Origin of the sequence: Humidesulfovibrio mexicanus, from assembly GCF_900188225.1 — a bacterium.
Lineage (GTDB): Bacteria > Desulfobacterota > Desulfovibrionia > Desulfovibrionales > Desulfovibrionaceae > Humidesulfovibrio > Humidesulfovibrio mexicanus.
The window spans coordinates 558,223-584,768 of the sequence record NZ_FZOC01000002.1; the positions used below are offsets into that span (position 1 = coordinate 558,223).

Below are 26,546 nucleotides of genomic sequence, written 5' to 3' on the forward strand. Positions count from 1 at the left end.
CGCATGGCTGCGTGTCGGTGGTTGGCCCGGTCTGCGATTTCCTACAGCTTTGCATCGCTCCGGGCAAGAACCCGGTTTTGCCGGTCCGGATGACACCGTTGCGCACGGCCGTCGAATGGCGTAGCGAAAGGGAATCAGCGCACGCAAAGTACAAAGAGGCGTACGTGGACCGATACCAATCCCTTGCAGTGGCCCTGGAATCCGAAGTGCTCTCCGAGATGGCGGGCACGTTTTTCGGTGCGCGCAAGGCTTTGGAAGATTTCAAGGACGACTTCATGTTTCGGGTCGAGGAACTCCGCTCCGCCGCGGCGAAGGTTCATTCGCGGGTGTTCTTCTTGCGTTCGCTTCTGCTTGGGGCGGAGGGCGAGGCCGCCTTGTTCGCCTCGCTCGGCCTTCCTCCGCAGTTTTCCGGGCTGCGCCCGGGGCCAGGCTTGGCGCCATGGCGGCCCGAACGGCTGCCGTGGGCCTTGTCGTCTTCCGGCCGCTACGTCAAGCTGGTGGTTATGGCCTATGCCGAGGTGCGCCACGCGTGCGAGGTGTACATGCGGGGCGAATACGAGGACGATCCCGCGCACAAGGGGCGCAAACGCATGGGCCTTCATTACGCCATGGTCGAGCAGATGGCCGCGCGTCTCAATCAAGGCGTCGAGAAGCTGAATGCCGACATGCCCCCTTCGGCCACTTTGCTGTACGCGCGCGGCATAAGCACCGTGGAGGCGCCGGGCCAGGGGGCCATCACCAACGCTTTGGGGGCGGAGAGCCTGGACAAGGGCTTGCAGTTTGAACCCGTTGACTTTGCCGCGCTTGACGTCTGGCGCGCGCCGACGCTTCCTGAGCCTGAGGAATGCGCACCCCGGCTTCGGAAGTTCGCCGCCGAATATTACTCCGCCCATTCGGATGAGCTACGCCGTGTGCTTGCGGCGCTGTAAGCCGGTTGTCAGCCCGCCGCGATGATGCGTCCGCTGAGCTCCTCGATGACCTGCTCGGCGCGTTCCAACGGTATCTGGCAGGTGCCGACCTTGTCGTGGCCGCCCCCGCCGTACTCCAGCATGAGCCTGCCGACATTTGTCTTGCAATTGCGCTTGAGCACGCTGTGCCCGACGGTGATGACCACGTTCTGCCTGCGCACTCCCCACATGATCTGCATACTGATGTTGCACCGGAGGAAAAGGGTGTAGACGAGAAAACGGTTGCCCGCGAAAATGATGTCTTCCCCGCGCAGATCGGTGAGGATGAGGTTCTCCCGTTGCGTGGACGTGCGCCGGAGCATTTCCAGAAACAGACGCGATTGCTCCTCGTACACCCGCACGCGCTCCTCCACATCAGGAATCCGGAGGATGTCCTCGGCCTTCATCGTGCGGCAGTATTCGATCATGTCGAGCATGAGCTGGTAGTTGCTGACTCGGAAGTTTTTGAAGCGGCCCAGACCGGTTCTGGGATCCATGATGAAGCCAAGCAGAATCCAGCCTTTGGGGGCGGCGATTTCCTGGGGGGTGAGGGTGGCGCTGTCCACCTTGTCCACGGCCTCAAGCAGGGTGTGCAGGTGCCGGGACAGCGTGTTGTCGCCGTCGAAATGCTCCCAGATGACATGCGCACAGCTCTTGTGGGGGCGGCTGGCGCCCTTCACCGGAACGGCCTTGCCCACGCGGGCCAGCTCGCTGGTGTGGTGGTCGAACCACATTCCGCAGCCAGGCACGTAGGGCACGTTGGCCAGAATGTCGTTTGCGGTGACCGAGATGAGCCCGTCCTGCAGGTCTTTGGGATGCGCGAAGAGAAAGTCGTCGATGAGCCCGAGCTCCTTGAGCAGCACGGAACAGACCAGGCCATCGAAATCCGATCGGGTCACCAGGCGCATGGGAAGTCCTTTGGCTTGTGGTGTCAACGGCGCATAACCGGCATTATTTAAAATAGCGCGCGGGCAAAGGCGCTGTCAACACGAAGGCGGATCAGTGCGGCTGTTCCGGGTGCGGGTGTGCGTGGGCGTGCCAGTGCAGCTTGGCCGCTCCCTCCCTGACGAGACGGTTGGACTCGATGGTGTAAAACGTGTCCGACACGAGGTTCAGGAAGTCCCAGTCGTGGGATACCGTCAGCACCGCCGCATCGAGGTTCGCCAGAATGTCCACAAGGCGGAGCCGGGTTGCCGGATCAAGGCTGTTGGTGGGTTCGTCCAGCAACAGGGCCTTGGGTCGCATGGCCAGAACTCCAGCCAGCGTCACCAGCTTTTTCTCCCCCCCGGAGAGTCTGTGCGTGAGCCTGTCGCCGAAGCCGGAGAGCCCGACGAAATCCAAGGCCCAATTGGCCTCGCTGGCGGCTTCGGCGGGCGAAAGGCCCAGGTTGAGCGGGCCGAAGGCCACATCGTCCAGCACGGTGGGGAAGAGCAGTTGGTCATCCGCGTTTTGCAGCAGAAGCCCCACCCCGCGCCTCAGTTCCATGAAGTCCGCCTCGGTGCGCATCGGGCGGCCCATGTAGAGCACTTCTCCCGTTGCGGCGGGAAGAAGGCCGGTCAAAATGGAGAGGAGCGTGGTCTTGCCGCATCCGTTGGGGCCGAAGAGCCCGACGCGTTGGCCGGACAATAGCGCAAAATCGACCTCTTGCAGCACGCTGGCGCCGCCTGCGGCATACCCGAAGCCTATTCCGCGCAGGCCCAAAAGCGGAACATCAAACACCGAGCACCTCCAGAAATGCAATGAACGCCGTGAGCGCGGCGCCGCCCGCCAGGAAACAGCGCTCCTTATTGCCCATGCGAAAGGTCCGCATGGTGGCGAACACGCCTGAAAAACCGCGCAGCAGCATGGCTCGGCGTGTCACTTCCGCCCGACGCATGGCCCCCACCAGCACCATGGCCAAAAGCGAGGCCAAGGTGCGGTAGGTGTGGGCGTCGCTTCGGGGGCGAAAGCCCCGCAGGCGCGCGGCCGTTGACAGGCGCAAGCGCTCGTCGTTGATGACGTGGATGAAGCGGTAGGTGAAGAGGAAGAGAAAAACAAGCTTGTCCGGCACGTGCAGCCTGTGCATGGCCTGCCCCAGGGACGCCGCGTCCGAGGTGGCGACAAGGGAAAGGAAGCAGAGCGAGATGGCGTTTGTCTTGAGGCTGATGAGGAGGCTGGCGGCAATCCCTTGGGCCGTTATGTCCAGCGGGCCGAAACGGGCCAAGGGTTCGCCCGGAGTGGTGAAGGGAAGAAAGACCCAGAGGAAGGCCACGAAGCCGTTGATGGTAAGCATTCTGCGCCAGAACGGCCGCCAGCGCAACCTGGCCCACACGACGAGGACCATCCCGGCGCAGAGTCCGAGCACTGGCCCTCGCCAGCCGGTGCATACGGCCAGGGTGCAGGCCAGGGCGACCGCCAGCGCCAGCTTGGCGCGCGGATCGGCGCGGTGCAGAAAGCTGCTGCCTTCGGCGAAGGGTTCATCGATCATGCTGGCGTCGTCATTTCCCGGCGCGTCCGCCCCGGCGCGAGGCCACAAAGGCCGCAACGCCGAAAAGGCCCAGGATGTAGCCGATGCCGCCGACGACTTCCGTCAGGCCAGGGCCGTGTTCCGCAGATTCAAGCAGCAAGCGCTTGATCGGGGCCAGTCGCGCTTCCATGGCCTTGTCCACGGCCTGCTCGACGATGCGTGACAGAGCGGCTTCGTCCAGGCTTGAGGGCATCGGTCCGGTGGGGGGAGGATCTGCAGACCGCTGCTGGGGCGATGCTGCGGAAGCCTTGGACTCCCCTTTGGGCGCGGTTGCAGCCGGGGCAGGGGCAGCGGCCGTCTGGGGCTTGGAGGCACGGGAGCGCCGAAGCGAAGCGTATTCGTCTGCTTTGACGATGGTTTCCGCCTGGTGTCCCTCGCCTGCGTCAAGGCGGATGCGCAAGTCTGCAGCATCGGCCATGGCCTTGGCCGGAACCGGAACCGTGAGCGCCCCTTTTTCGTCCGTGGCGGTGTGCAGGAATTCTTCTCCCGTTGCGGCATCGCAGATGCGGATTTTGCCGTTAACAACCTTGTTCGACTTTGAGTAGAACGCGTCGATGACGATGTTCGGGCCGTCCACATAGGCGAACACGCTGACCTTGTGCGCGAACGCGCCGGTGTGGAGCAGCAAGAGAACGAGGGTCGCCGTCGAGGTCTGGAGAACGAGGCGTGAAAAGCCGGTCAAGCGCATGTCTCCTCCGGACGGGGAGTGTGTTTCTTCTGCGTGCTGGTCTGAAAAATTTCGGGCATGGCCTTGGCCACATAGCCCACTACCAGCACCGTGAACCCGCCTTCAACAAGCATCACCGGAATGTGCGCCGCCACAAGAGTCACGGCGGCCTGAAAGAATCCTTCGTCGGTGAGGCTCAAGGCCGTTGCGGTAAGCAGCGAGGACAACAGGACCGAGAGCGACCCGCACAAAAAAGCCCCGATGGCGCGGGCGCGGCCGCTTCGCCGCAAAAGCGGGGCGCAGAACACGCCACAGGCCACGGCTGGAGCGGCCATGTTGAAACAGTTGACCCCGAGTGCGGTGAGCCCCCCGTATTGGAACAATACGGCCTGGAGCAGCAGCCCCACCAGGATGGCCGGGAAGCTCGCCCAACCAAGAATCGCCCCGAGAAGTCCATTGAGGATGAGGTGCGCGCTGCTGGGGCCGATGGGAATGTGGACGAGGGAGCCCACGAAGAACGCGGCGGAGAGGATCGCCACGGTGACGAGGGTGTCGTTGCGCATCTTGCGCAGACCGATGGTCACCCCAGCGGCCGTGAGCGCCGCGCCGGAGATCAGGATGGGGACGGATAAAACCCCTTCGGAGATGTGCATGGGCGGACCTTGCGCTGGAATTTCCGGGCGGGGCGAACCCCGCCCGGTGGAATGTGCGCGGCTTGAATTACTTCTTTCCAGTCTTGGGTGCAAGGAACTCGACCCACAAGACTGCGCCAAGTTCGATGGTCTTGTCTTTGCCGTCCTGTTTGATGGTCTCCTTGGCGTCGTTCAGCGCGGCGAAGCCCCACCAGCCCGCCCACGGGGCGACAAAGCTGAATTCGCCCTGGGCGTTGGTCTTCACTACCTGGGTGACGGCATAGTCGTTGGGCGCAGCGTACTTCTTGTCCTTGTTGTAGTATTCGACCTCAACCTCGCAGTTGGCGGCGGGTTTGCCGTCCAGCAGCACACGCCCGGTGAAGATGTTCCCCGCGTAGTTGCCGAAAGGCCGGGTGAGCGGCACGATTTCGGTCTTGAGGCCAAGAGGCTCATCCCAGCCCTCATCGTCGCCGAAGGCGGGCACGATGACTTTGGTGATGTGCTGGATGAACTTGTCCTCCGCAGGCTCCCAGTAGGGCGCGGGAACAGTATAGAAGGTGTACACGCCGGGCTTCTTGACGGCATAGCTCGCCTGCCAGGCCTGGTGTCCCAGGAGCTTGACCTCCTTGAGGGCCGGAAGCAGGCTGGACTTCTCCTCACCTGCGTTTACGACGCCGAATTCGAGGGGGCGGACCATATTCATGCCTTCCAACTCCATGGGATGGGCGAAGGCGAGGGTGATGGCCACATTGGCTTTGGCCTTGTCGTCGACAGTCCCTTGCGAGGGGATGATCATCCCGAAGTGGGCCTGTGCGGAGTGTGCCATGCCAAGCACAAGGGCGAGGCACAAGGCGATGCGTTTCATGAAAACCTCCTGGCTGCTGCGTTTTGGTGAGGCCAAACGACCGTATTGGTCGAATGGCGTTTCGGCTTTGCGTCCGATTGCTGAAGAGTGTGCGACTGTCCCTAACGATTAGCCGTATCCGCAGCCTTACGCAAGGACGATTTGAGAAATAATAACACGAGACGCGTTGCCTTTTCGCTTGCAATACCCAGCGCCCGGTTGAAGGGGCAGGCCTAGCCCTTGCTTCGCAGCGCTTGGATGCGCAGGGCGCGGAGCTTTTGGGCCGAAAGTTCGCCGAGTCCGCAGTCCTCGGGGGGGAGGTGCGCCGACTGGATGGCCTCAAGCTCCCGCAGGGCCAGGGCGGAGTGGTCGCGCCCCTTGTCCGCAAGTTCCAGGCGCAGCATCTCCCGCAGCACGCCTCGACTGGTGAGCCGGATGAGCAGGTCCACGCGGGTGGCTGGCTTGAGGTCGGGATAGTTGCCGATGACCATGTGCCAGCGCGCGGCATCGGCCCCGGCGCGGATGAAGCGCGTGGGCAGGCGCAGGCGCTGGCCCAGGGCTTGCGCCATGGCCTCGCCGCGAAGATCATGACCAAAGTGCCGGGGGAGCATTTCCTTTGGAGTGGCCGCCTTGCCCAGGTCGTGGCACAGGCCCATCCACGCGGCAAGCGCATCGCCCGCAAGCCGGTCCATGACACGGGCCGTATGCTCCAGCACGCTTGCATCGTGGTGCTGTGCCGGTCCGGCCGGGATGTCCGTCGCGCCTTCCAGCTCCGCCAGCCAGGGCGACAGGCAGCCGCCCGCCTCAAGCACGCGCAGGAATTCCCCTGGACGGTCCCCGGCCATGGCCTTTTGGACTTCCTGGGCCAAGCGTTCGGGGAACAGGTTTTTTAGCGCACCGGAGTCCGCTACGGCCCGCATGTCCCGCAACAGCTCCGTGTGGGGCGAAAAGCCCGGAAGCTGGGCGCAGAAACGCGCGGCGCGCACGGCCCGCAGGGGATCTTCAGGCAGGGAGCGCGCCGAGGCCGGACGGAGTACCCGGGCGTGAAGATCTTCGAGCGCCGATGGGTGGCAGTAGAGGCCACCGTCTTCGTCAAGGGCCATGGCGTTGATGGTGAAGTCGCGCAGGAGCAGGTCCTGTTCAAGACTGTCGCCACGAAGGAAGCTGTATTCCTCGTGGTCCAGAATGAACACGGGGAAGGTTTTGCCCACGGGTTTGGCCGTTGGATGGGCGGCCAGGAAGTCCTCGACAGAGGCGTCCAGCACAAGGTAATCCCTGTCCCTGGCGGGCAGGCCCATGAGCACGTTGCGGACTGCCCCGCCGACAAGCAGAATGCGCATCCGGCTTATGTAGTCGATTCCCTCCCGAAAGGAAAGCCGCCGGATCTGTCCCGGCGTTCAGGATCATCATGGCGCGTTCGGTCTGTATCATCGATACTGGATTGCCAGGATTGGCGGAGCCTGTTTCCGCACGACAGCTTGAAAAGATGCATCCTCTTTGGGCGACTGATCTGGCGTCCCTCGCGCCGCAGAATCATCGCAAGGCCCCTTGCCCAGCGGATGCACTGCTGCTGTGCGGCCCCTGCACAAGCACCATGGACGTGGCGCGCGAGCTGGTGGAGCGGGGCGCCCTTGGCCCCTGGGGCAGCGTGCTTGCGCCGATGCAGGCGGCCGGACGCGGACAACTTCGGCGTTCGTGGGTTTCCCGCCCTGGCAATCTGCTGGCCACCCTGGTTTGCCCGCCCGCGCCGAAGCCGTGGAGCGATCTGCGGCCGCTCGTCTTTGGGCACCTCTTCGCTGAGGCGTTGAGCGAACTTGGCGAGTCGGCTCAGGTCAAGTGGCCGAACGATATTTTGTGCAACGGCAAAAAGGTGGCTGGAATGCTTGTGGAAGAGCGACCCGGCTGCATTCTTGTCGGCGTCGGGGTCAACTTGGCCTGGGCGCCGCCGCCGGAGGATCTGCGTGCTGGCCGTGCCATGGACGCCGGACAATATCACCCGTCCAAAGAGGGAGTTGGCCCGACGCAGCTGTGGCGCGCCCTTGTAAACCGCGTGGAAACGGGATACATGTTGCTTCTTGAGGCTTTTTCACCCAAAGAATTCTTGACGATTTTCCGCACCAGGATGTCCTGGCTGGGGGGACGTGTTCTCGTCAGCGAAGGCGCAAGCGTTCGGTATGAGGCTATAGTCAAGGGCATTTCTGAGGAAGGGGGCCTTGTTTTGGACCGCGCCGGGCAGGAGGTCGTGCTTCTGGCGGGCGATGTGACCCCGGTTTAAGCGGGGCTGGTCTGTGTGACCCGAAGCGTACAGCAACTGCAAGGGGGACTTTTTAGGCCATGAGACCGAAGTCGTTCGAGAAGGTTCTTGAGGAAGTCAAGGGCAAGCCCATTCTGGTGGCCAATCGCGGCATTCCCGCACGCCGCATCTGCCGCTCCATAACCGAGATGTTCCAGGCTGTGGCCGTGATGACCGCCACGGATGTGGACAAGACCTCGCCCGCAACTACCGGCGCCCACGAGCTGTTGCTCCTGGGCGAAGATCCTCGCGCCTATCTCGACCTCGATCGCATCATCAAAATGGCCAAGGATCGTGGCATCGTCGCCATTCACCCCGGCTGGGGCTTCGGCAGCGAGGACGACTCTTTCCCCAAGAAATGCGAAGAGGCCGGCATCATCTTCATCGGGCCCAACCAGGGCCCCATGCGTTTGCTCGGCAACAAGGTGGCCGTGCGCAAACTGGCCGAGGAGATCGGCGTTCCGGTCGTGCCCGGATCACCGGAAGCCGTGAGCATCCCCGAGGCGAGGCGCATCGCCAAGGAGATCGGCTTCCCCATCATGCTCAAGGCCGAGGGCGGCGGCGGCGGTCGCGGCATTTATGAGGTGTACGAGGACTCGCAGCTTGAGAGCGCCTTCGCCAAGGCCTCGGCCCTGGCCAAGGCCAGCTTCGGCAACCCGCGCCTGTATGTGGAGAAGCTGCTGACTTCCGTCCGTCATATCGAATTTCAGGCCATCTCCGACATGTACGGCAATGTGTTCGTCTTTGACGAGCGCGACTGCACTGTGCAGCGCAATCACCAGAAGCTCGTGGAAATCACGCCTTCGCCCTGGCCCAAGTTTACGCCGGAGCTGCGCCGCGAGCTCAAGGGCTATGCCGAGAAGCTCATCAAGGCCGTTGGCTACCACTCCCTGGCCACTGTGGAGTTCCTGGTGGACAAGGACGGCAGGCCGTACCTCATCGAGGTCAACACCCGGCTGCAGGTGGAGCACGGCATCACCGAATGCCGTTACGGCATCGACCTGGTCGAGGAGCAGATCGCCATCTCCTTCGGCTCCAAGCTGCGTTTCAACGAGCAGACCACCAAGCCTTACCTGCACGCCATGCAGGTCCGCGTGAACTGCGAGGACCCGCAGGACAACTTCTCTCCTAACGCTGGACTCATCACCAGCTATGTTTCGCCAGGCGGGCAGGGCGTGCGCATCGACTCCTGCATCTGCGCGGGCTACCGCTTTCCCTCACGCTACGATTCCGCCGCCGCGCTCTTGATCACCTACGGCAATTCCTGGGACAAGACCGTGATGCTCATGCGCCGCTGCCTGCGCGAGTACAAGATCAGCGGCGTCAAAACCACCATCAACTTCCACCGCGAGGTGATGAAACACCCGGACTTCGTTTCCGGGGAATACGACACCAACTTCGTCCGCCTGAAAAAGGACGAGTTGATGGCCTACACGGATCAGGAGCCGGAACCGGTCCGGCTTGCGCGCCTGGTGGCCGAGGTCAGCGCCAAGGGCTACAACCCCTACGTCTCGCTGGGCGAGTACCGCGGACGCGCGGACAAGCGTCTGGGGCGTTTTCAGCTGGTCAAGGCCCCGGACACCGCGGATTCGTCCTTCGAGCCCCGCATCACGCGGGCCATGAAGCGCGACGACATCCTGGGTGCCCTGCGCGAGGACCGCTCCAAAGGCATCGTCCATTTCTGCGACACCACCACGCGCGACATCACCCAGTCGAACAGCGGCAATCGTTTCCGTCTGGCCGAAGACCGCATCATCGGCCCGTATCTGGACCGCTGCGGCTTCTTCAGCCTGGAGAACGGCGGCGGCGCGCACTTCCACGTGGCCATGCTGGCCAACATGACCTATCCGTTCAGCGAGGCCAAGGAGTGGAACCAGTTCGCTCCGAACACCCTGAAGCAGATCCTCATCCGTTCCACCAACGTGTTGGGCTACAAGCCGCAGCCCAAGAATCTCATGCGGCTGACCGGAGAGATGATCTGCGAGCATTATGATGTCATCCGCTGCTTCGACTTCCTGAACCACGTGGAGAACATGCGTCCCTTCGCCGAGGTGGTGCTGGGCTCCAAGAAGCACATTTTCGAGCCCGCCCTGTCCTTGTCCTGGGCAAAGGGCTTCGATGTGCCCCATTATCTTGAAGTCACCGAGGACATTCTGAACATGTGCGCCAGCGTCATGGGCGTAGGCAAGAAGAAGGCCGCGCAATCCATCATCCTTGGCCTCAAGGACATGGCCGGCGTGTGCCCGCCGCGCTTCATGCGCGAACTCATCGAGGCTTTGACCGCCCGGTATCCCGAACTGGTCATCCACAGCCATCGGCATTACACCGATGGGCTTTTCGTGCCCACCATGGGCGCGGCGGCCAAGGCGGGCGCGCACATCGTGGATACGGCCATCGGCTCCAGCGTGCGGTGGTACGGCCAGGGCGAGGTGCTCTCCACCGCCGCCTACATCGAGGACGAGATGGGCCTGAGCACCCTGCTCGACAAGGACATGATCCGGGCCACAAACTTCACGCTCAAGCAGATCATGCCCTACTACGACAAGTACTGCTCCCCGTACTTCCAGGGTATCGACCACGATGTGGTCCGCCACGGAATGCCGGGCGGGGCGACCTCGTCCTCCCAGGAAGGCGCCATGAAGCAGGGCTACATCCACTTGCTGCCCTACATGCTCAAATTCCTGGCCGGCATCCGCAAGATCGTCCGCTACCACGATGTGACTCCGGGGTCGCAGATCACCTGGAATACCAGCTTCTTGGCCATCACCGGAGCGTACAAGCGTGGAGGCGAGCGCGAAGTGCGCCGGTTGCTGAACATTCTCGACATCGTGAATCTTGCGCCCGAGTCCGAGCTTACCGAACACGAACGCGAAGCCCGGCTTGATCTCTATCGCGACAGCAACGACGCTTTCCGCAATCTGCTGCTGGGCAAGTATGGCAAGCTGCCCCTGGGCTTCCCGCCTGATTGGGTCTACCAGAGCGCCTTCGGGGCCGAATGGAAGACCGCAGTCGAGTGCCGCACCGAGGCTTCCCCGCTTGAGACCCTGCCGGACATGGACCTCGCGGCCGAAGAATCCACACTGGACGCGCGCCTGGGCCGCAAGGCCACGCCGGAGGAGGTCGTGCTCTACCTGAACCACCCTGGCGATGCGCTCAAGACCATTGAATTTGTGGAAACCTACGGCGATGCCAACAATCTGCCGCTTGACGTGTGGTTCGAAGGTATGGAGAAGGGCGAGACCCTGCTGTTCCAGAGCCGTTGCGGCAAGCCCCATGTCATGCGCATCTCGGACATCTCCGAACCGGATGAGCAAGGCTGCATCACCGTGCGCTATTCTGTGGATTCCGAAACCATGACCCACCGCGTCAAGGTCCGCGAGGCCCTGGGAGGCGACCGCGACAGCCTGGAGCTGGCCGACCCCAAGAACGTGTACCACATTGGTTCGCCATCCAACGGCGACTTGTGGATCATGCACGTCCGCGTGGGCGACACGGTCAAAAAGGGTGAGGAGATCTTCAACATCTCCATCATGAAGCAGGAGAAGAGCGTGCTTGCGCCAGTCTCCGGCGTGGTCAAGCGCGTGCTCAAAAACGCCAACTATCAGGAAGACAAGGTCATGGTCCCTGTCAAGGAAGGGGAGCTGCTTGTGGAGCTTGGTCCCGCGCAGGCGTGCTGCCCCACCTGCAAGGCCTCCATCGCCAGCGAGGACTATCATTTTTGCCCGTCCTGCGGGCAAAAGGTTTAGCCTGTTGAAAGCGCCTGGTTGTAGTTGTTGTATATGCAATTACGACTCGGACTGTGCCTTTTTTCAAGGCAGGCGGGAAATGGATAGGACTTTTTTCCCTTGTGCCCGGTGGCGGCATCGTGGAAAAGTCCTTCTCCCGTCTGCCTTGGCGGTTTTTCTTGGCGATTATTGCATATGCAATTGACTTCGGCGAGGCAAAAGGGGTATCTGCGCAACGACGGCTGTTGACACGGTGTGTTCCTTCTCCAGGCGCACAGGCGCTGACCAGGGGGGCATTGCCATGTCGTGTCCTTTTACGATCCCTGAATCGACGCAACGGGCCGACCGCAGGCGGCGCGCCCAGGAGGAGAGCATGGCCAAAGTCCAGAAGGATCAGACTTCCAAGTCCGTCGGCGTTGCCGCCGAAGCCAAGCCCAAAGCCGAAAACAAGGCCGACTTGCCCAGGTTGATCGTGCTCACCGGCGCGGACATCGTGGCCATTGGCCCGGATGCGGAGCTGCTGGTGGGCGGGAAGAACTACAACACCGCAATCATCAGCCAGGTCGAGGGCATCCGCGCCCCGCAGTTTCGAGCCATCTCCTCCATCGCCTTCCACAAGCTGCTTGACGAGACCAAGGTCAACGCGTCCCTTGTGCGCAGCATAGTGGACAAGGAATACAACGCCACTGACTGGACCGACGACGAGATCAACCGCGATCCCGAGTTTCTGCGCAAGTTCACCCGCAAGATCGCCCGGCGCATCGCCGCGGAGTCCGTCAAGACCTCCGGCACGCCCATCAAGCTGCGCACCTTCGTCAACAACGTGGTGGAAGGCTTCGCCACCAGCCCGGAAGGCATTGACCAGTTGCGCAAGCGTTCCGTGCTGGTGCAGGCGGCCATCTTGTCCGTGGAGCTCCCCGCCGAAGTGAAGGAGGCCGTGCGCGGCGCCTACCTCGCCATTTGCGGAGAGGCCGGCCTGGAGAACGAGCCCGTGGCCGTGCGCTCCTCCGCAGCCGGTGAGGACAGCCGCAAGAAGGCCTTTGCCGGCCTGCAGGACACCTATCTCAACATTGTGGGCGACGAGCGCTGTGTGGAGGCCTACCACTGGGATTGCGCCAGCGCCTACAACCTGCGCAGCATGACGTACCGTCGCGAGGCCATTCTCGACGCCGTGCGCCAGGCCGAAGAGACCGGCGACGACATGATCGCCGAGACCGCCAAGAAGGAATGGGCCATCGAGAACACCTCGCTCTCGGTGTGCATCATGCGCATGATCAACCCGCTGATCTCCGGCACCGCCTTCAGCGCCGACACCTCCACCGGCTGCCGCGGCACCGACCGCAACGACCTCGTGTCCATCGACGCGAGCTACGGCCTCGGCGAAGCGGTCGTGGGCGGCATGGTCACCCCGGACAAGTTCTACGTCTTCCAGCGCGACGACCATTCCGAGGTCGTGGTGCGCTTCATGGGCTGCAAGGACAAGAAGATCGTCTATGACGAGGACATGGGCGGCACCAAGGATGTGGAGGTCGAGGAAAACGAGGTGTACCGCTGGGCGCTTTCCCTCGCCCAGGCCGAGGATGTGGCGCGCGGCGTGCGCAACATCTCCCGCGCGTACGGCGGCATGATCATGGACACCGAGTTCTGCATCGATTCCGCCGACCGCCTATGGTTCGTGCAGGCCCGGCCGGAGACCCGCTGGAACGAGGATTTCCAGATCCATCCGGACACCATCTTCATGCGCCGCAAGGAGGTGGACCCCAAGGCCTTGGTCGATGCCGAACTCATTCTTGAGGGCAACGGCGCCAGCCGCGGCGCGGGCGCGGGCACGGTGAAGTTCCTGCGCAGCGCCCTTGAGTTGAACAAGGTCAACAAGGGCGACATCCTGGCCGCCGAGCGCACCGATCCGGACATGGTCCCCGGCATGAGGATCGCCAGCGCCATTCTGGCCGATGTGGGCGGCGACACCAGCCACGCGGCCATCACCAGCCGCGAACTCGGCATTCCGGCGGTCATCGGTCTGCAGCGGCTTGAGGTCATCCGCTCCCTGGACGGCCAGGAGGTCACCGTGGATGGCTCGCGCGGGCACGTGTACCGTGGCCGCCTGCCCCTTGTGGACGTTGGCGGCGAGATCAACGTGGCCGAACTGCCCGCCACCAAGACCAAGGTCGGCCTCATTCTGGCCGACATCGGCCAGTCGCTGTTCCTCTCTCGTTTGCGCCGCGTGCCCGATTTCGAAGTCGGTCTGCTGCGCGCCGAGTTCATGCTGGGCAACATCAGCGTGCATCCGCTGGCGCTGGAGGCGTTCGACCGGGGCGTGTTGGGCGCGCTGGTGGAGGCCAAACTGCGCGAGATGGAGTCACAGCTCTCCAAGGCCATGAAGGAGCAACTCGCCACGGGCCTTATCAACCTGCGCCTCAAGCTGCGGGACTACGTTGGGGTCATTACCGGGCTTGGAAAGGAGCTGGCTTCCCTGTCCGAGCGCGAGGGCACCAAGGGCACCGACGAGGTGCTGGCCATCCATCGCCGCCTGCGCGAGTTGGACAAGAAGCTTGACGAGCACATCGGCTACGCCACCGAGCGTTTGGAGACCCTCAAAACCTCGGTCTCCCTCAAGAAACACATCGCCGTCATCATGGGTTACACCGACGTGCTGGACGGCATCACCGAGAATTACGCCGAAGCCAAGAAGATCAAGGAGGACCACGAGCGCGAGATCGAGAAGATCGCCGCCCGCGTGAAGGACGAGCCCGAGGTTCTCGACGCGCTTTCCCGCATCGCCGCCCTGCGCGAGGAAGTGGCTCTCAAAATGGGGCTCAAGAGCGAGATGGACGAGGTGCGCACCCTGCCCGATCGCATCCGCAAGCTGCTTGAATCCCGCGGCTTCCGCACCGGCAAGGAGCACTACATCCAGACCCTGGCCCAGGGCTTGGCCCTCTTCGCCATGGCTTTCTACGGCAAGACCATCGTCTACCGCACCACGGACTTCAAGTCCAACGAGTACCGGAACCTCATCGGCGGTCTTTTGTTCGAGACCCATGAGGACAACCCCATGCTCGGCTACCGCGGCGTCTCCCGCAACATCCATGACTGGGAGCTTGAGGCCTTCAAGCTGGCGCGCGGCATCTTCGGCGGCAAGAACCTGCAGATCATGCTGCCCTTTGTCCGCACCCTGGAAGAAGCCCGCAGCATGAAGCGCTACCTGAAGAGCGTGCACAACATCGAGTCCGGCAAGGACGGCATGAAGGTCATCCTCATGTCCGAGATTCCGGCCAACGCCATCCTCTGCAAGGAATTCATCAAGGAGGTTGATGGATTCTCCATCGGTTCCAACGACATGACCCAGATGGTGCTGGCCACCGACCGCGACAATGCCCGCTTGCAGCACATCTACGACGAGGAGGATCCTGCGGTGGTCTGGGCCATCCTGGTGACCATCTTCGCCGGGCAGAAGTACTGCAAGAAAGTGGGCTTCTGCGGCCAGGGCGTGTCCAATTCCGAGATCCTGCGGGGTCTGGTCGCCATCGCCGGCATCGATTCCGCCTCCGTGGTTCCCGATACCTACCGCAAGACCAAGATCCAGATGGCCGAAGTGGAAGCGCTCAACATTCCGGTCTCCAAACTGGGCGACTGGCTGCGCGAACAGCACTTCAGCCGCCTGGAGATCCTGCTTGAGGAAAATGGCTATGGCCATATCCTCAAGCGGTACAAGACCGCCGAGGACCTGATGGAGTGGTACGAGGGCGAGCTGGACCGCTTCAGCGAACAGCTGCGCGACAACATCGAGAATCCCAAGGAGGCCTTCTATCGTCAGGAGATGGAGCGCTTCCGCGCCATTTTCCACAAGCCGGTGATCTACTCCAGTTGGGATTGGACCTTCACTGTTGAAGACGCAATGCACCACGCCGGTTTCGCCACCTACGAGGAGCAGGAGGCGGCGCTTGCCGTCAAGCGTTCCATGAAGTGGTAGCCAGCACCTGACGCGATTCCGTTACTGCGGCGGCCCGAAACAACGGGTCGCCGCTTTTTTTATGTTCAGGACGTCGTGAACCGCTTGGGGGTGGCTTGTGGGGCGCGTAGCAGGGGAGGGGCTAGTCGAAGGCCGGGTGTTTGAGCTCGGCATCTATCTGGTCGGCGTCGGGTGCGTTGAAGCGCACCAGATTGCGCAAATGCAGGAAGCTGTCCGGCTCCATGCCTATGAAGTCAATGGCCACCCCCGTCGCATCGCTGCGGATGACGCGGCAGTCGATTTCAATGATTGCCTCGGGACTGAGGGTGATGCGCACAATTCCCAGCGTGCCGGATTCGACGTGCGCATCGGCCATGGCAAGCAGGCCCTTGAGGCTGATGTTGTGCGTCAGCAGGGGGATGCCCTCGCCGGAGGGCAACACGAGTTCTGCGGAGATGTTGGTGTCGACGCGGCTGCGGCGGCGGCGGTTGGCGTCCATGCGTCTCCTTCGGCCAAGCGGGGGCTGCGAGGGTGCGTTTATGCGCTTTCCATCACATATGACTGTGATGCCTGGCCGCGTCAAGGTCGGCGCAGACGCAGGGCTTGGGCGTTGGGCAGCACAATGCCGACGAGGATGAGCGCCATGCCTGCCAGCTGCACAGGGACGACTGCTTCGCCGAGCAGTAGCGCGGAGGCCAGCACGGTGGTGATGGGCTCAAGAGTGGAGCAGATGGAGGCGCTGGCGCTGCCGATGAGTTCCACGGCCCGGTACAGCAAGGTGACGGCCAACGCCGTGGGCACGATGCCCAAGGCCAAGGTCAGGAGCTTTGACTCCATGTCCAGTTCCGGGAACCGTATCGGGGGGCTTAAGATGGTGTAGACCACTGCGGCGAAGAGCACGCAATAGAAGGAGATGCTTTGCGGATTTTCGCCTTTGAGCAGCCATTCGAGCACGATGAGGTACGCCGAAAAGATGAGCATGGAGGCTGTGGCCAGCGCCAGCCCCGTGCCGTTGATGTCCCGGAGAAAGGCATCGTAGAAGACCAAGCCGCACCCTGCGATCAGGAGCAGCAGGGACATGGCCACCACGCTGTCCAGCCGGGTCTTGAACAGCAGGGACGAGGCCAGCGTGACTGCGACAGGATAAAAATACAGGATGAGCGAGGTGGTGGAGGCGGGGATGTACTTGAGCGCTGTCATGAAGGACAGGCTCTGCACCGGGTACAGAACCACGCCGAGGAACGCGGCTTTGAGGATGGTTCTGGGCCTGGCGCGCAGCACAGAACGGTTCGTTGCCGCGAACCAAACCAGCAGCAAAAGTGCGCCCAGCCCGAAGCGGTATTGGAGTATCTCCGCCGGGGCAAAACCGCGAGCGTAGGCCAGCTTGCCCAAAATGGCCAGCATCCCGAAGCACGCTGCCGATGACGCTGCGCAGACCATGCCTGCAAGTGATGCCATTTACGGCCACCTCCGGAGATTTCGCGTGCTTGTGGCTACCCGAAGAATCTCCCGAGGGCAAGGATGGTTACAGCTCCGTGCTGAATGCGTATGTCACCACCACTGGTTTGCCGTCGCGGGTGGGGGGAACGTCCAGGACAAATTCGGCCACACCGGCCGAGGGTTTTGTCCATTTGGAACTGGCGCTCTCGATTTTCCACTTTCCTGGCAGTTGTTCCTGCAGCACGATGCGCTGAGAATGCTTCTTGGCATTGAATATGCGCAGTTCCCAGGCGCCCCGGTAGCTGTTCTTGCCAGTTTTTTCATATGCGTTGGCAATGCGCTCCACGTTGAGATCGAAGGCCCGTCCCAGCCGGAGCTCCGCCATGGAGCCAACGGCAACGCGATCCAGGCGCGTCTCTCCCACCATGCGGCGCGCACGGCCGTCTTCCTGGAATGCCCGTAACGTGCCCGAGGGCAACGGGAGCCCCAAACCGAGGGCCTCGGTGTTTCGAAAAGAGAGAACCACGTCCAGTTTCTGCTTGATCGGGTCGGTTTCGCGGCCCGAAGGCATGGCACTGGCGCGGCCGATGAGTTTGCGGGTCAGGGGGATGTTTGCGGATTCAAAAAGCTTGGTTTGCCGAGACTGCTGGTTGAACAGGGTCACAGGCCTTTTGAGGCGGTAGAGGTGATGTTCAAAGACTTCTCCTCCGTCTGCGTCGTCGTAAGCTTCGGCGCCATCGAGCTTGGCAGCGGAAGCGTATGCGCGAGCAAGCACGGGGCGGGAGTTGTCGCGGGTTTCCCCGGCAAGGAGTTCAACCTTGGCGTTCTTGAAGTCGCGGCCGGAACGGTTGTTCAGCGTCACCCAGCCAGAGAGCTGCGCGCGGTCGCCGTCGCCGTCCATGACCAGCATGTAGTCCATTGTCCAGGAGAGTTCGCGGGCGAGGTAGCAGAGCTCTATGGTTTGCCGGGCAGCTCCGGTGTTTTCGACGTTCATGACAAGGCCGGGCCGTGCGGAAAGCCCCGTGGGCAATTCCGGATAAATGACAGCCTCCACAGGGCCGGCGTAGACACGGCCGTCCACCAGGAACACGGGCGGCTCTTTGGCGGAGAGCACTGTGGCCTGTTTTTGCGTACGGCCATCGCGGGTCTTGCCATCGGGCAGCACAAGGTCCACACTCTTTCCCACGTGCCTGCGCAGCAGGGCCGCCTGTGTGAGGGGTTCGGCGTCCAGCGCCAAGTCCAGCACCTTGAGGGCGTTGGGAGCGCTTTGGGACCGCACCTGCATGGTCTGCGCCTCAATTGTCTCAGGGAGGTCCGGCAGCACCACCTGCCCCCTTCCTTTGGGCAGGGGCAGCTCGCGTTCTTCACTCACCAAGCTTTGTCCGTTTTGCTGCACCACCAAGCGCAGGGCGTTGTCGGCCTGGGCAAGGGCCGGAACCAAGGGCGTCATGAGCAAGATCATCGCGGTGACCAATCGTTTCATGGGTGGCTCCTGTGCAAAGACGAGTTTTCAACAGGTGTGGGCAATTTTCTACCGGTTCCGCTCATTTGTCGAGCCATGTGTCTGCGTAATCCAACCCTGTATTTGACTTTCTAATTTGTTGATATAAAAAGAATAATGTTTTGTCACAAATGTTTTCTTTACAAGTAGGTAGTTCTTGATTCAATAATACTGCCTGGGCCTGTGCCCGAGACCAGGGGAGTGCTTGCGGAACAGTTCCGGCTCCCAGTCTGATTCACCAGGAGTTGTGCATTTTATGTTCGCGATCATCGGTGTTTTCGTTGTGCTCGGCTGCGTTGTCGGGGGCTTTGTCCTGGAAGGCGGACCGCTTGCCGTGCTCATCCAGCCCATCGAAGTGCTCATCATTGGCGGCGCCGCGGTCGGATCCTTCATGATCGCCTCGCCCAAGAGCGTGCTCTTCGGCACCCTCAAGAAGGCGTTCAAGGTTTTCACCGCTTCAGAGGCCAGCAAGCAGACCTATCTCGACATCCTCTCCGTTTTGTACACCTTGATGAACATGGCCCGTCGCGATGGCATCGTATCCATTGAGCAACATGTGAGCAAGCCCGATGGCAGCGCCGTGTTCACCCGTTATCCGGCCATCCTGAAAAATCACGAAGTCCGCGACTTCATCTGCGACAACTTCAAGGTGTTGCTGGCGGGCAACATCGAACCGCACCAGTTCGAGTCCGTCATGGATATCGATCTTGCCGCATCGCACAAGCACGAGGCCACCACCCCTGCCGCCATCAACAAGGTGGCCGATTCCCTGCCCGGTCTGGGCATCGTGGCCGCGGTGCTGGGCATCGTGCTCACCATGGGCAAGATCAACGAGCCCCCCGAGGTGCTTGGCCATTCCATTGGCGCGGCCCTGGTGGGTACCTTTCTCGGCATCCTTTTATGTTATGGTTTTGCCGGGCCCATGGCGCAAAACCTGGAGTATCAGGTGAAGGAGACCCACTCCATGCTGGAGGTGGTGAAGGCCGGGCTGGTCGGTTTCGCCAGCGGCTTTCCTCCCATGCTCGCGGTGGAGGCGGCCCGGCGCGCCGTTTCCGGCCCAGCCCGCCCGACTTTTGAAGAACTGGAAGGAGCGTTGAAGGGTGGCCAAAAATAAGGGCGGCAATACCATCATCATCAAAAAGGTGGTGGATGGACATGGCGGCGGCCACCATGGCGGCTCCTGGAAGGTCGCCTACGCCGACTTCGTCACTGCCATGATGGCCTTTTTTCTCCTTTTATGGCTTATCGCCTCGCTTAAGCCGCAACAGAAGGAATCCCTCGCGTTGGTGTTCAAGGACGCCAAGGGGGAAAACGTCGTCGTGCAGTCGGTTTCGGCCACCACCTTCATCCCCAAGGACGCCAAGATGGGCATTCCGGAGATGAACCTCTCCCAGCAGGACCAGCTCAAATACGAGGTGGCGCTGATGGTGAAGGAGCTTTTGACGCAGAACCAGGAGCTGCAAAGCAACTCCGGCATCAGCTCGGACAACGCCGGCGTGCTCATGCAGGTCAACAACTCCGTCATGTTCGCGCCGAACTCCGCAGTGCTCAAGCCAGAGGCCGCAAAAATTCTCGACGGCGTCACCAACATCCTCCTCAACCAGAAGGTGGATCTGGTCATACGCGGGCATACCGACGACACCGAGAACGGCAGCGGCCTGTACCCGTCCAAATGGGAGCTCTCCGCCGCGCGCGCGGCTGCCGCCCTGCGCTACATCCTCGCCAAGGGCGATGGCGCCATCGCGGCTACCCGCCTGCGTGCGGCAGGGTATGCCGACAGCCGTCCGCTGGTTCCCATCATTGACGAGGACAGCCGTGCGGTAAACCGCAGGGTCGAGTTCTACTACCACAGTCCGGAAGTGCAGACTTGGTAGCCGACTGCGGCCAGGGGGAGAAAAAAAGGCGCCGTAAGGCGCCTTTTTCATTGGGGGCAGTGCGTCGGCATTGGTCAGCAGGAACGGAAGTTCAGGTCCACGATGAGCCCGCGGCGTTCGTCGTGCCCCTGAATGCGGCCTTTTTTCACTGCATCGTACATGTGCAGAAACACTTTTCCGGGCTCGCCCTTTTCGTCCGCAAGGAAATAGGTGTGCCCATTGGGGCGGTCGTACTTGTTGTTCACGTCGTCGCAGTCCACAGTGTAGACGTTTTGGGGCGTCATGGCCTGATGTTCCGGCCCGGTGTGCCCCAGCCTCCTGGACGCCGAATTGGCCCCGAGGTGTCCTACGCTGCCAGCTCCAAGGATGCGGTCGTCCGCGGCATGGTAGACCACGACATTGCGTGCGCTGTGGCAAATGTAGCGGCCATCGCGGGTGGGCTCCAGGCTTTCGTTGAACACGTCGGCCGCAAGCATGAACACGTTGCGGAAAAGGAGGGGAACCTGGCCCTTGCGGTGGTAGTTGGCCCAACAGGAGAGGGTTTGCCGCAACACCCGGTTGCCCATGGAGTGTGCGAGCACGTTCAGGCGTTTGAGACAAGGGGCTTCGCCGCCTTTCACGGACTCCCGCCAGACGAGGAATTTTTCGAGGGCCCGGGCGAAGGCCACGCCGCTGGCCTCGGCCGCGATCTGGTCCTCATGGAAATCGCGCATGGGACTTTGGCCGTTGTCGCAGGGCCAGATGACCGGGACCACGTCCACAAGGTTTTTGTCCTGCTCGTCGAACAGGGCCTGGAGTTTCTCCGCCGTGGGGAACACCTGCTCCTCGGGAAACTGCGCGGAGTCGTGCAGGTAGAAGAGCACCTGGCGCGTGGCGGCCTTGCGCATGGCCTTCATGAAGTTGTCGCTGCCAAGCTCCACGTAGGCTTTTTTGGCATCGTCGCGCCAGCAGAAATAAACGGATTGACCGGCCTCGTTGTTGTTGAGCTCGAAGGCGACCTTGCGCATTTCGGCGCTGGCGTTACCCTCAACAAAGGCCCTGTTGGTGATGAAGAACATTCCAGGCTCCTTTCTCTCCGGTGGCGGGGGGCCAACTTACTATTTGTGCATATCCTCAAGCTCTTGCCCTTGTCCAGTGCGGGTGCCTGGACGCTGGGTCAGCAGCCTGAAGTCGATGACGAAGGCATTGGAGACGGGGCAACGCGCCATGGGGGCGTCGGGACCGACGATGCTGAGCGCCACATGCCGCGTGCGCGTGGCCACCATGTCCGCGCACAGGGCGCTGTCGTCGCAGGGAATCATCAGAACATCCGCGCCCAGCGGATGATCCGTGCGTTCGCGCAGCACCGCCTTCAGCATCCAGGGGATGGACACCGGGTTCTGCGAACTGGCGAGCACGGCGTTCTCCCCGGCCCTGGGCGAGCCCTCCAGCCAGGCCTCGGCCTCACGGGGGCGCTGGGCGCTGGGCAGAACCACAAGCACGCGTCGCGTGGTCTCCCAGCCCTTGGCGTCCAGCCATTGGCCCAGTTCTTTGCGCAAAAAGGCGATTTCCGCGCCGGACACCTGGGTCTCCAGACGGGAGAGGGCGTGCTGCGACAGGGCCGCGGGCAAAGTGAGGGCCAGAAGCGTCAGGAGCGGGGCCAGCTTGTCCGCATGGGCCAGCCGGGGGGGGAGCAGCAGGCCCGGCAGGCTGGCCGCCCCCACGCAGAAGAAGAGCGCGGCCGCCAGGGTGTGGCGGGTGTACAGCGGCTCCATGCGGCTGAAGAGCCACGGGGAAAGCGAGCCAAGGAGCAGGATGCAGCCCAGCAGCCATGTACCAGCGCCCAGAGCGGCGGTGCCCGGCGCGCCAAGGCCTGTTTGTCGGCGCGTGGTCCTGGCCAGTATGAGCGCGGGCGGGATGAGGAATGCGGGCAGCGCCCCGGCGGGCAGGTCGAAGCTCAGAGGAGGGGCCATGACGAGCTGACGCGCCGCGTCGGTCGCGCGCTGCGCCAGCGTTGCGGCGTCCAGCCGCATGGACAGCTGATAGGCCTCCCCGGCGGGCATGGACCCGAGCACGGCGGTGGTGGCCCAGGCTGCGAGCGTGCCAAGCACGTAGTAGAGCATTGCGGCGATGAAGAAGAAGGCCAGCTGGACGGCCAGGCGCAGCAGCCGCCGCCGCAGGGGGCGCGCTGGCACCAAGCAGAATTCGGCAAAGCACAGGGGCAGCACGCAGAAGGCCCAGGCCGGGTACATGAGGCAGCTAGCCAAGAACAGCGCAAGCGCCGTGCCCACGCGGACCTGGCGCAGCTGGCCCGGGGCGTTGGCCTCCGGCATGGCGCGGCAGAGGCTGGCTTGGGACGCGGCCGCAAGGGCCAGGGAGACGAGGACCATGGCCGCCGTCAAGGACTGCATGTACATGAAGCTGAAGCCCGGCGCCGTGGCCAGCGCCGCGGCCGCAGCAACTCCTGTGGGGAAGCCGCCAGGCAGCATGGACAGGGCGGCCCCCACCACCAGCACCGAGATCAGGACCAGCGCCAGGGCCAGGGGCCGCAGGGGGGCGAAGTCGTCAATGCGCGCCACGGCCGCGTGTTCGGCGCATTCGCCGAGCCACACCAGGGGCCGGCCGGTGAACAGGTAAAAGCCGGCCACGGAGTCCATGCATTGGGCTGCGCGTGCCGGGCCGCTGCCGGGCAGGGTCGAGTAGCGGAAGGCGCGCCACTGGTCCTGGGCCACGAAGTCTGCCCGCAGCGTGGGCAGGTAGGCATGGACCGTCAAGAGCAGGCAGATGACGACCACAAGCCGCGCAAACGGACCAGAATGCCTCCATAAGCGCAGCGGACATCCGATTAGAATCTGGTTGGTTGAGGATGGCATGGGCGTCTCCAGGAGGTGGGGGGCGCAAGCGCCGGAGGCTGTGGCGTTGTCCTGCATTCTGTAGCCTGCGGTGCAGCGGCTGACAAGCGCTGCATCGGGACTTGCCGCGCCGCGCCGCAGGGTGCTACAGCCCCAATGTCCGGTAACGATGCGAACAACGGAGGATGCCGCAATGCGTGAACACATCGCCGTTTTCCTGCTTTCGGGCATGGTCGTCTTGGGCGCCGCTGGCGGGGCGCAGGCGCAGAAACTTCCCAGGGAATGCCAGGAAGCCATGGCCGTCCGCAGCCCGCAGGCGCAAGTGGAGCTTTTCAGCCGCTGTCTCGACACCGGTCGGCTTTCCGGGGCGGACAAGGCCACCACCCTTAAGCAGCGCGCCGTGGCCTACATGCACCTTGGCAGGCACCAGCGCGCCATCGACGATGTGAACGAGGCCATCAGGATCCGGTCGGACGATCCGGACAACTATTACCTGCGCGGCATGGCCTACAGGGCCCTTGGCCAGCACAGGCAGTCCATAGAGGACAGCACCCGAGCCATCAATCTGGACTCCAAATTCGCAGCCGCCTACGCCAATCGGGCGTTTTCGCTCAAGGCCACAGGCAAGGAGAGCCAGGCCAAGGCAGATGCCCGCCGGGCTCAGGAACTCGATTCCAGTGTCAGGGTGCCGGGGTTCTAGGCCCGCCGCATTCCTGACCGAGCCAGCCCGTCGTGGATCCAGACCGGACAGGGTGGACGATCAGTCAGGCCTGGGGAAGTCCAGGTGGGGCGCAGCTGATAAACCGCCCCGTGCAGCCCGCCGCAAAGCCATGGAGGAAGCCGATGCCGAGCCTTGACGCCGCATGGGAACGCCATGTGGTCATCGACCGCAGGGCGGGCGAATACCTCTGCTTCCCCGATGTGTGCCTTGCGGAGGATGGGGCGCTTGTCTGCGTCTACAACGAATTTGACCAGCATGTGGGCACGCGGCGCAAGATGCTCATTCGCCGCAGCGTCGACCAGGGGCGGACCTGGAGTGAAGCCCTGGCTCCCATGGACGAGCAATCCCACTGCCCGCGCATCTCCAAACTTTCCCGCGGCCTTCTGTGCATCATTGACGATGCCGGCCCCAGCATCCTCGTCAGCCAGGACAATGGCCGAAGCTGGCGCAGGGAGCAGGCCCGGGGCCTGGAACATGGATTGCTGGACCGCGTTCGCGAATTGCCCGGCGGCAGGCTGTTTACTGTCGGCCATGGACACCGTGGCACGGAGCCCTGGCCCAAGATCCGCCAGGCGCCCACCGAGCAGGTGGCTTACGTTTCCCAAGACGGCGGCTGCGAATGGACGCCTTCAGCCCTGATTGCGCGTGAGCCCTGCCTGGTGCTCTGCGAGGCTTCGGTCATCGCCCTGCCCGGAGCGGGCCTTGGGGGGGAGCCGAGGCTGCTGGCCCTTATGCGGGAAAATTCCTTCGTTGGCGAGCCCATGTACTACTCCATCAGTGAGGACGGCGGGCGCACCTGGAGTGCCCATGCGCCCACTGCGCTGGTGGGCCACCGACCCACCTTGGGGTGGACCCGTTCCGGCAGGCTGCTTGTCACCTACCGCGATGTGGGACCGGACCCCGGCGCCAAGGCCTGGATCGGCGGAGTGGATGAGCTTTGCTCCGACTTCGCCGTGCATGGCCTGCACCCGACCAGGAGCAGCGTGGCCTCCACCCCCCAGGGCCTGCTTGTGCAGAGCGCCGCAGGCCCTGAGGAACCGGTGCGCTTCCTGCTGCGGCCCATCACCGACGCCGAGGACGCCCATGCCGATTTCGAGGCCGAAGTGTTGGTGCGTCATGCGGATGAGCACGGCTGCGGCATCCGCCTGGGGGTGTGGTGGCGTCTGTATCCAGACTGCATCGTGCCCGACGCCGAAGGGGCGGGGGCCATTTCCTGGGAGCCTGGCCGGACGCATAGGGTGCGGATGGTGTACGAGGCAGGCGCGTGCCGCCTCTTTGTTGACGGCGAGGATTGCGGCGCGTATCCCGTTGACCCGCTGGACGGCGACTCGCGGCCTATCCTCTTCGGCGCGGCCTCCCGCAAGGGGGAGAACGGCTGCGAGGCGTTCTGGCTCTCCGCCAGCCTCGACATCCGCGAGCCCTCGCTCGGGCGCGAGTATTGCTGGCGCTGGGACCATGCGCAGGGCCTGCCCGATGCCTGGATCGATAGGCGCGTGCTGGAGCTCAAGAATGACCGTGACGCCTCCTTTGGCGATTTCGGCTATTCCGGCTGGGCGGAATGTGCGGACGGTGAGTTCTTTTGCGTCCACCATCACGGCGGCAGCCGCGAGCCGGATTATGTGCCGGGACGCAGCGCCCATGTCCTGGGCACGCGTTTTTTTGAAAACGATTTCGGAGCGCATTTGTGACGAGTATCTCCATTCTGACTCCGGGCTGGCCGGAATACGAACTGATCGATTCCGGCGACAGCCGCAAGCTGGAGCGTTTCGGGAAGTACCGCATCGTGCGCCACGAGCCAAAAGCCTGGTGGCGACCCGCATTGCCTGAACGGGAGTGGGCCAAGGCCCACGCCGCCCAGGACGAGGAAGGCAGGCTCACCGTTTCGCAGAAACTGCCCGATGCCTGGTCCGTGCGCCTTGATTTGTCGACAGGGAACGAGGAACCAGCCTTGGGCATCACTCTGGAGGCCCGTGTCAGTCAGACCTCGCGGCATATCGGCCTGTTCCCCGAACAGGCTCCGCATTGGCGGCTTGTGGCCCGGCTGGGACGGGAACTGCGGGAGACCGCAGGGAGCGACGCGCCCAGGCCCCGGCTGCTGAACCTTTTCGGCTACACCGGGGCTGCCAGCCTTGCCGCGCAGGCCGGGGGATTCTCCACCACGCATGTGGATGCCTCGCGTCCGGCCATCGCCTGGGCCAAGCGCAACCAGGAGCTTAGCGGGCTTGCCGACGATCCTGTGCGTTTTTTGCTGGATGACGTGGTGAAGTTCGTGCAGCGCGAAAAACGCCGCGGCAACCGCTACGAGGCCATTCTGCTTGATCCACCGTCTTTTGGCAGGGGACCGAACCGAGAGGTGTGGAAGGTGGAAGGCATGATCCGGGAGCTGTTGCACGACTGCCGGGAACTGCTTTCGGACAGGGCGCGGCTTGTGCTGCTCACCATGTACAACATAGAGGCCTCGGCCCTCATGCTTGGGAATCTCATGGACGATGTGTTGCGGGGGATGCAGGGAACCGTCAGCGTGGGCGAACTGGCCGTGCCGCATACCGCGCCGGGCGCACAGGCGCGGTTTTTGCCGCGTTCCCTGTTCGCCCGCTGGGAGCGGTGACCCGGCTG

At 63.0% G+C, this 26,546-nt stretch carries 21 protein-coding genes; 9 read left to right on the forward strand and 12 right to left on the reverse strand.

The genetic code is table 11. From position 1 onward, the window contains the following. The first annotated feature begins 11 nt into the window (after positions 1-11). Complete coding sequence (locus CHB73_RS06315) at positions 12-929, forward strand: hypothetical protein (RefSeq protein ID WP_143337322.1); 918 nt, start codon at positions 12-14, stop codon at positions 927-929. 8 nt (positions 930-937) lie between these two features. On the opposite strand, the gene CHB73_RS06320 is transcribed toward CHB73_RS06315, so the two are convergent. The 7 genes from CHB73_RS06320 to CHB73_RS06350 form a co-directional block, all read right to left on the reverse strand. After that, on the reverse strand, positions 938-1,855 hold the full coding sequence (locus CHB73_RS06320; protein WP_089273216.1) for a DHH family phosphoesterase: 918 nt from the start codon (positions 1,853-1,855) through the stop codon (positions 938-940). A gap of 91 nt (positions 1,856-1,946) precedes the next feature. After that, entirely contained in the window at positions 1,947-2,666 is a 720-nt protein-coding gene (locus CHB73_RS06325; RefSeq protein WP_089273218.1) for an energy-coupling factor ABC transporter ATP-binding protein, read from the reverse strand. Continuing rightward, positions 2,659-3,414 (reverse strand): cobalt ECF transporter T component CbiQ, encoded by a 756-nt coding sequence (gene cbiQ / locus CHB73_RS06330; RefSeq protein ID WP_089273220.1) that lies wholly within the window; start codon positions 3,412-3,414, stop codon positions 2,659-2,661. The genes CHB73_RS06325 and cbiQ overlap by 8 nt, the downstream gene beginning before the upstream one ends. 10 nt (positions 3,415-3,424) lie before the next feature. After that, positions 3,425-4,141, reverse strand: coding sequence for a hypothetical protein (locus CHB73_RS06335; protein ID WP_089273222.1), 717 nt, complete (start codon positions 4,139-4,141; stop codon positions 3,425-3,427). Then, complete coding sequence (gene cbiM / locus CHB73_RS06340) at positions 4,132-4,773, reverse strand: cobalt transporter CbiM (RefSeq protein WP_089273224.1); 642 nt, start codon at positions 4,771-4,773, stop codon at positions 4,132-4,134. The genes CHB73_RS06335 and cbiM overlap by 10 nt, the downstream gene beginning before the upstream one ends. Positions 4,774-4,840: 67 nt before the next feature. Then, positions 4,841-5,617: a DUF4198 domain-containing protein gene (locus tag CHB73_RS06345; RefSeq protein ID WP_089273226.1), complete on the reverse strand. Its 777-nt coding sequence runs from the start codon at positions 5,615-5,617 to the stop codon at positions 4,841-4,843. 212 nt (positions 5,618-5,829) lie between these two features. Then, on the reverse strand, positions 5,830-6,936 hold the full coding sequence (locus tag CHB73_RS06350) for an HD domain-containing protein (protein WP_089273228.1): 1,107 nt from the start codon (positions 6,934-6,936) through the stop codon (positions 5,830-5,832). A gap of 254 nt (positions 6,937-7,190) precedes the next feature. Between CHB73_RS06350 and CHB73_RS06355 the strand changes: the two genes are divergently transcribed. The 3 genes from CHB73_RS06355 (at position 7,191) to CHB73_RS06365 (ending at position 15,584) form a co-directional block, all read left to right on the forward strand. Continuing rightward, on the forward strand, positions 7,191-7,871 hold the full coding sequence (locus CHB73_RS06355) for a biotin--[acetyl-CoA-carboxylase] ligase (protein WP_179216927.1): 681 nt from the start codon (positions 7,191-7,193) through the stop codon (positions 7,869-7,871). Between the two features lie 59 nt (positions 7,872-7,930). Beyond that, positions 7,931-11,635: a pyruvate carboxylase gene (locus CHB73_RS06360; protein WP_089273232.1), complete on the forward strand. Its 3,705-nt coding sequence runs from the start codon at positions 7,931-7,933 to the stop codon at positions 11,633-11,635. 352 nt (positions 11,636-11,987) lie between these two features. Then, positions 11,988-15,584, forward strand: coding sequence for a PEP/pyruvate-binding domain-containing protein (locus CHB73_RS06365; protein WP_089273234.1), 3,597 nt, complete (start codon positions 11,988-11,990; stop codon positions 15,582-15,584). Between the two features lie 121 nt (positions 15,585-15,705). Here CHB73_RS06365 and CHB73_RS06370 read toward each other — a convergent pair whose 3' ends face one another. From CHB73_RS06370 to CHB73_RS06380, 3 genes are all read right to left on the reverse strand, one after another. Further along, the gene (locus tag CHB73_RS06370; protein WP_089273236.1) at positions 15,706-16,062 is read right to left on the reverse strand and encodes a PilZ domain-containing protein; all 357 of its coding nucleotides are present in this window, start codon (positions 16,060-16,062) and stop codon (positions 15,706-15,708) included. 80 nt (positions 16,063-16,142) lie between these two features. Further along, the gene (locus CHB73_RS06375) at positions 16,143-17,021 is read right to left on the reverse strand and encodes a DMT family transporter (RefSeq protein WP_089273238.1); all 879 of its coding nucleotides are present in this window, start codon (positions 17,019-17,021) and stop codon (positions 16,143-16,145) included. Between the two features lie 67 nt (positions 17,022-17,088). Further along, positions 17,089-18,486: a DUF4139 domain-containing protein gene (locus CHB73_RS06380; RefSeq protein WP_143337323.1), complete on the reverse strand. Its 1,398-nt coding sequence runs from the start codon at positions 18,484-18,486 to the stop codon at positions 17,089-17,091. Between the two features lie 274 nt (positions 18,487-18,760). On the opposite strand from CHB73_RS06380, the gene motA reads away from it, so the two are divergent. Together motA and CHB73_RS06390 are read left to right on the forward strand one after the other, a co-directional pair. Further along, entirely contained in the window at positions 18,761-19,618 is an 858-nt protein-coding gene (gene motA / locus CHB73_RS06385) for a flagellar motor stator protein MotA (RefSeq protein ID WP_089273242.1), read from the forward strand. Beyond that, positions 19,605-20,378: an OmpA/MotB family protein gene (locus tag CHB73_RS06390; protein WP_089273244.1), complete on the forward strand. Its 774-nt coding sequence runs from the start codon at positions 19,605-19,607 to the stop codon at positions 20,376-20,378. Before motA ends, CHB73_RS06390 begins: the two co-directional genes overlap by 14 nt. Positions 20,379-20,452: 74 nt before the next feature. Here CHB73_RS06390 and CHB73_RS06395 read toward each other — a convergent pair whose 3' ends face one another. Beyond that, a complete protein-coding gene (locus tag CHB73_RS06395; protein WP_089273246.1) occupies positions 20,453-21,436 on the reverse strand; it encodes an alpha/beta hydrolase in 984 nt (327 codons plus the stop codon). 39 nt (positions 21,437-21,475) lie between these two features. Continuing rightward, positions 21,476-23,230, reverse strand: a complete 1,755-nt coding sequence (locus CHB73_RS06400; RefSeq protein WP_143337324.1) for a hypothetical protein — start codon at positions 23,228-23,230, stop codon at positions 21,476-21,478. A 172-nt stretch (positions 23,231-23,402) separates the two neighbouring features. Here CHB73_RS06400 and CHB73_RS06405 point away from each other — a divergent pair, with 172 nt between their 5' ends. The 3 genes from CHB73_RS06405 (at position 23,403) to CHB73_RS06415 (ending at position 26,538) form a co-directional block, all read left to right on the forward strand. Then, entirely contained in the window at positions 23,403-23,909 is a 507-nt protein-coding gene (locus tag CHB73_RS06405) for a tetratricopeptide repeat protein (protein WP_143337325.1), read from the forward strand. A gap of 143 nt (positions 23,910-24,052) precedes the next feature. Then, positions 24,053-25,618, forward strand: a complete 1,566-nt coding sequence (locus tag CHB73_RS06410; protein WP_089273252.1) for a sialidase family protein — start codon at positions 24,053-24,055, stop codon at positions 25,616-25,618. Beyond that, entirely contained in the window at positions 25,615-26,538 is a 924-nt protein-coding gene (locus CHB73_RS06415; protein WP_089273254.1) for a class I SAM-dependent methyltransferase, read from the forward strand. The genes CHB73_RS06410 and CHB73_RS06415 overlap by 4 nt, the downstream gene beginning before the upstream one ends. Positions 26,539-26,546 lie beyond the last annotated feature (8 nt).